This is a genomic window from Arthrobacter sp. H14 (genome assembly GCF_000520495.1).
Lineage (GTDB): Bacteria > Actinomycetota > Actinomycetes > Actinomycetales > Micrococcaceae > Arthrobacter_C.
Window position 1 is genome coordinate 1 of the sequence record NZ_KI914627.1, and the last position, 5,231, is coordinate 5,231.

General features: G+C 63.8%; 6 protein-coding genes. 1 reads left to right on the plus strand and 5 read right to left on the minus strand.

Going from position 1 to position 5,231, the window contains the following annotated elements:
- Both Y707_RS0103830 and Y707_RS23220 read right to left on the minus strand, forming a co-directional pair.
- On the minus strand, positions 1-540 hold a 540-nt coding region (locus Y707_RS0103830; RefSeq protein WP_035780212.1), incomplete at its 3' end, for an IS110 family transposase.
- 529 nt (positions 541-1,069) lie between these two features.
- The gene (locus Y707_RS23220) at positions 1,070-2,083 is read right to left on the minus strand and encodes an EamA family transporter (RefSeq protein WP_051441621.1); all 1,014 of its coding nucleotides are present in this window, start codon (positions 2,081-2,083) and stop codon (positions 1,070-1,072) included.
- A gap of 94 nt (positions 2,084-2,177) precedes the next feature.
- Between Y707_RS23220 and Y707_RS0103840 the strand changes: the two genes are divergently transcribed.
- A complete protein-coding gene (locus Y707_RS0103840) occupies positions 2,178-2,726 on the plus strand; it encodes a CGNR zinc finger domain-containing protein (protein WP_026534104.1) in 549 nt (182 codons plus the stop codon).
- A gap of 63 nt (positions 2,727-2,789) precedes the next feature.
- On the opposite strand, the gene Y707_RS33215 is transcribed toward Y707_RS0103840, so the two are convergent.
- The 3 genes from Y707_RS33215 to Y707_RS0103855 form a co-directional block, all read right to left on the minus strand.
- Entirely contained in the window at positions 2,790-3,263 is a 474-nt protein-coding gene (locus Y707_RS33215) for a hypothetical protein (RefSeq protein ID WP_333782834.1), read from the minus strand.
- Between the two features lie 75 nt (positions 3,264-3,338).
- Positions 3,339-3,914 (minus strand): DUF308 domain-containing protein, encoded by a 576-nt coding sequence (locus tag Y707_RS0103850; protein WP_155852695.1) that lies wholly within the window; start codon positions 3,912-3,914, stop codon positions 3,339-3,341.
- 10 nt (positions 3,915-3,924) lie between these two features.
- Positions 3,925-5,094, minus strand: a complete 1,170-nt coding sequence (locus Y707_RS0103855) for an MATE family efflux transporter (RefSeq protein ID WP_026534106.1) — start codon at positions 5,092-5,094, stop codon at positions 3,925-3,927.
- Between the last annotated feature and the right edge of the window lie 137 nt (positions 5,095-5,231).

A 5,231-nucleotide genomic window follows, 5' to 3' on the forward strand; every position in this document is an offset into this window, starting at 1 on the left:
GAGCGCTTCAAGCATCGCCCTGGAGGAGACACCGGTCAGGTCCGAAACCACGGAGGAGAGTTTGATGCCCGAGCCTTCCAAAAACTTCTCCAACCGTTGGATTTCCCGGGTCCGGTCACGGGTGGCAATGGAGCGGGTCCGCGTCAGGTCCCGCAGTTCCCGGATCGGTTCCGGTGGGATGAACGAGGCGCGCAGCAGCCCGTGGGCGGCCAGTTGGGCCAGCCATGTGGCGTCGGAGACGTCGGTTTTACGCCCGGGGATATTCCGGGCGTCTTTGGCATTGACCAGCACCACCGGCAGGGTCTCTTCCATCAGATAAAAGAAAGCCTTCCAATAATCACTGGTCGCTTCCATCACCACCGTGCTCACGTGTTCGCGCTCCAAAAAGTCCCGCAGGGCCAGAATTTGCTTCGTCGTTGCACCCCAGGTGGTGACCGTGGAAGTGTAGGTCCCGGCCCGCTTGCCCGGAACCCTTAAACAGACCTTCGCGTCGCGTTTGGAAATGTCCATTCCGACCGCTCGCTCGTGCACAATATCCATGACCGTTCTCCTGACACCCAGAATTGAATTGTTGGCATCTGCCGCGGGGAGAACAGGGAAATAATTCAGGAATCTAACACTCGTGCTCAAGGCAACAATCCACGGTTCCCGTGGAAGTTCTCCGCGCCACGCTAACGGACAGGCTCACCTGCAGCACCACAGAAGTACCGGCGTCGACCGTGACAGACACCTCCATAATCCGCCCAAAACCGTCTCCGGACCAGAGCTCGGGGCGACCCGAAAACAGACTTTCTACCACCACGGCGCGTCAGCGACGCTAAATCGCTAACGGGAATTCAGGAATCTAACACTCGTGCTCAAGGCAACAATCCACGGTTCCCGTGGAAGTTCTCCGCGCCACGCTAACCGGCAGGCTCAACTGCAGCACCAAGAATGAACCGGCGTCGACCGAGGCAGACACCTCAATGATCCTCCGCGAAGCACCCCCACACCAGAGCCCAAAGTGACCCGACAGCAAACTTTCTACCACCACGGCGCGTCAGCGACGCTGGACCGCTAACGGGCTGCCTCACTGTGGCTGATCGGCGTGAGCCGGGGTTGCGCCCGACATTGCGGCGGTCTCGTTCGAGGCGGACCGTCCGGCGGTCGTGAACTTCCGCAGCCGGCGCAGTTCGTCGTAGCGGACCAGCACGACGCCGGTGACAATCAGCGAGCCGCCGGCCAACTGAATCAACCCAGGCAACTCGCCCAGCATCAGCCAGGCCGCCAGGACGGCGAAGAGCACTTCGGTCAACGCAATGAAGGACGCCACCTGCGATCCCAGCCGCCTTACGGCGACCAGACCGGTCAGATAGGAGGCCACAGCGCAGATCAGCACCAGGCCCAGCGCCGGAACGAGCCAGGAGACCTCGGCGCCGACGAGCACCACCTGCGTCGCTGCGAACTTCATCGGGAAGAATCCGATCCACCCGGCGAGGAAGATCGCGGCCGTGCCGACCACGAGTCCGCCGCCGACCAGCACCATTGGCGGCAGCGCGTCGTCTGAATGCGCGGACATCAGGAAAAATGCGGCCAGGCAGACGGCGGCCAAGAGGCCCCACATCACGCCGATGGGGCTGTGAGTAACGGAGCCGCCGAACAGGTCAAGCACAAGCACCAGTCCGGCCATGGCGATAACGGCACCCACGGCGGTCAGCGACCGCGGCGCCCTCTGCGTGCGCAGCCACAGCCAGCCGACGATCAACACCGGTGCCAGGTACTCCAGCAGGAGCGCGACACCGACGGAAAGGTGCTGGACGGCGTTGAAGTAGAAGAGTTGGCAGGCCGCGATCGGAACCAAACCGTAGGCGACGATCATGGGCCAGCCGCGGAGGAGCACTGACCAGCGGCCGCGAAGGGACAGGAGGATCGGCACAATCAGCACCAGTGCTGCGCCGCCAAGCCGGATTCCGACGGCCGCTCCCGGCGACCAACCGCTTTCCAGCAGGGACTTGGCAAACGGCCCCGAAACCCCAAAAGTTGCCGCGGATACCAGTGCCACGCCCAGTCCTGAACCGGTGAGGCGTGCCGAAATGTTCCTCATGTTCCCTCCCTTCACCGAAATCTCCCGCACTTGGTGTCAGGAGTAAAATGTATCTACACTAGTGACACTAAGGTAGGACACGTCAGGAGTCAACTTGCTTTTTGCTAATGACACAGAAGTCTCGCTGCGTTCCGTTGCGGCGTTGATCAACACGCTCAACGACGACGGCGATCAGCTTGCGGACCTTTCCGCCCTTGAAGACTTCGTGCAGCGGGAGGAATACAGCGGCAGCCGCACTCATGACCAGGCCGAACTTGAGGCAGTCCGTGCCCTCCGTCCGCGGCTAAGGCAGGTCTGGACCGCCAGCGAAGCGGAGGCGGTGCAGATCGTGAACAAGGTGATGGCGGAGGCGAATGCGCTCCCCCAGCTCGTTAAACACGACCGTTGGGACTGGCATCTGCATGCCACCAGCCCGGAAGATCCGCTTGAGACCCGCATGGCGGTTGAGGCGGCCATGGGCCTGGTGGACGTCATCCGGTCGAAGGAACTGGAACGGCTGCGGATCTGTGAAGCGGAAGGCTGCAACGCCGTCGTCGTCGACCTGTCGAAGAACCGGTCCAAACGGTATTGCGACACCGGAAACTGCGCCAACCGCGCTCATGTTGCTGCTTACCGGGCACGTAAGGCCGGAGCCAGCGCATAGCTGCTGCTTCCAATGCAGGGCGTTCCTGTGGAAGGGTGGCTATTTCTGCAGGCTCAGCTAAGCTTACTTTTTCGGCGGATGCAGCGGGCCGGGGGTCTCGTCGTCGCTGTCCACACCATGGTGATGGTCCGGCTCGACCCGGCGCATGCTTCCCTCGGCATCGCGGCCAGGTTCCGGCGCTTCCACGGATTCCGTGGCACCGTAGCGCCCGATCAACCGGCCGCCGTCGTCCTTCCGCGGCATGTTGGCATTCTGCGCGCCGCCGGGAATCTTCGACGAACTCAGGTTGATGCCGGAGCCTTGCCCGAGCTCTTCGTCGTTCGGCTTCTCGCTCATGGACAACATCGCCGCGACCACCAACGCCACGATGAAAACGATCCCCGCGGCCGTGATGCCCAGGTCCACGCGGGGCGCCTGCATGGAGCCGCCGGTCGAGAAAATGGTGACCGCTACGCCGGCGATTCCGGCCAGCACGGCCGAAAAGATGAGAGGTGCCTTCACCGAGGTCCGCGAACGCGCTCCTGGTTTCCTGGCCACTGACATCACTCCTGTTGATCGACTCCGCCCGCGCCACCGCTGGGAGCCGGCAGTACTGTAACGGGCTCTTCTAGTTTACGGCCTGTGATGGACCGGCCTTGCCGACTGCGCCTCGTGCCGGTAGCCCAGCGCGGCCAGCAACAGGACGACGGCGGTGATGATCGCCGAGCCACCGAGAACACCCAGCAATGCGTGCGGTTCCAATACTGCAAACAGCGGCACCGCGGGCAGGATCAGGCCGGTAGCGGCGTTGACGACGCCGGTGATGAGCCAGTCGCGTCCAATCACAGTGGTCCGGCGGTGCCTCAGTCCAAGGAAAATTTCGACGGCACCGGCCGGCAATAGCGCGATGGTGACGACGATGGAGAAGATCTCCGGCGTCGGAAAGATCACAATCAGCACGCCTCCCACGGCCAACGCGATTCCGGCCGAGCGGAGCAGATTCAGGGTCAGTGCGTCCCCGCTGCTACCCGCGCTTTGCCGAAGCCGGTCGCGGAGCCAGTACATCGCCACGCCGGTTCCGATCAGGTAGAACGCTCCGGAACCGCCCATCACGAGGGCCGACGGCTCCTGCCAGAAGATCGTCAGGGCCCCGAAAACGGCCGCGATCAGAGCACGCAGCAGCAGGGGTTTCCAGATCAGCGCCATCATCCAATCCACATTAGCCGCGGCTCGCACCGACAACCATCCAACGGTCGTCGCGCACCCGCCAGCCCAGAGTAAGCGCCCGTGCCGCCAGGTAGCCGACGCCAAACGCCGCCCACAACCAGGCGATTCCGGCGCCACCGCTGAGGTCCGCACTGAATACCCACCACAGCAACGGCAGATAGAGAACCAGGTTGACGACGCCGGCGATCGCCAGATACTTCGCGTCGCCCGCACCAATGAGGACGCCGTCGAGCACAAACACGTAACCGGCAATCGGCTGTCCGGCCGCGAGCACCAGCAGCCCGGCCGCAAACGCCGCCTGGACCTGCTGGTCGGAGGTGAAGATCCAGCCGATGAAGGGGCCAACAGCGGCCAGCAGCGCCCCGGTGATGACGCCGAAACCGGCGCCCCATTTGATCATTTTCCGGGTGAGGACGTGCACAATCTGCTGCGCCGCGCTTTGGGGCGTATCGCCGTCGGCCGCTTCTTCCGATACCGTTCCGGCACCGAGTTCCTTACCGATCATGGCCTGCGCCGCAATGGCCAGCGAAACGGCCGCCATCCCCCATTGGGCGATGCTCGTGCCCAGCGCCGCGCCCGTTACCGACAGGTCCAACCCGTAGACCAGCACGAAGTTCAGCACAATGTTCGCGGCGAAACCGATCGTCGCCACCACCAACGGCGTCTTCGTGTCCTGCAGTCCGCGCAGCACACCGGTTGCGGCGAGCACCAGCAGCATGGCGACCAATCCAGGCATGGAGAAGCGCAGATAGTCGACGGCGTAACCCAGCACCTCGCCGTCGGCCCCCATCAGCCGGACCACGGGTTCGGCAAAAATCCACCCGGCTGAAGCGATCACGATCCCGAGCAGAACCGCCAGCCAGAGCCCGTCCCGGCCGACAGCTAGCGCATCGCTTGTGCGGCCCGCGCCGACGTAACGCGCCACCGCGGCGGTTGTGGAGTAAGCGAGGAACACCATTAGTCCGACGCCGGTCTGCAGCAACGTGGACGCCAGCCCCAGCCCTGCCAACGGGGCCACGCCGAGATGGCCCACGATCGCCGAGTCGGCCAGCAGGAACAGCGGTTCGGCGATCAGGGCGCCGAATGCCGGCACCGCGAGCCGCAGTATCTGTCGGCTGGTCGAGGCTGGAGTCCGGTCCCGGGCGGAGGATGTTGCACGCACTTGCCCATCCTAAGGCGAATTCCCTTTCCGCCCGGGGCTGTTTCGCAGCCTGTGGATATGCGACTGTATATCTCATGGACACCTCTGGATCCACCGTCGCCGAGGAGCGACTCAATTCGGCCGAGCGGCTGGCCCGC

Excerpts from the sequence above, each read along its gene's own strand:
- Y707_RS23220 (WP_051441621.1), bottom strand. The coding sequence starts at position 2,083 with ATGAGGAACATTTCGGCACGCCTCACCGGTTCAGGACTGGGCGTGGCA.
- Y707_RS0103850 (WP_155852695.1), bottom strand. The coding sequence starts at position 3,914 with ATGATGGCGCTGATCTGGAAACCCCTGCTGCTGCGTGCTCTGATCGCG.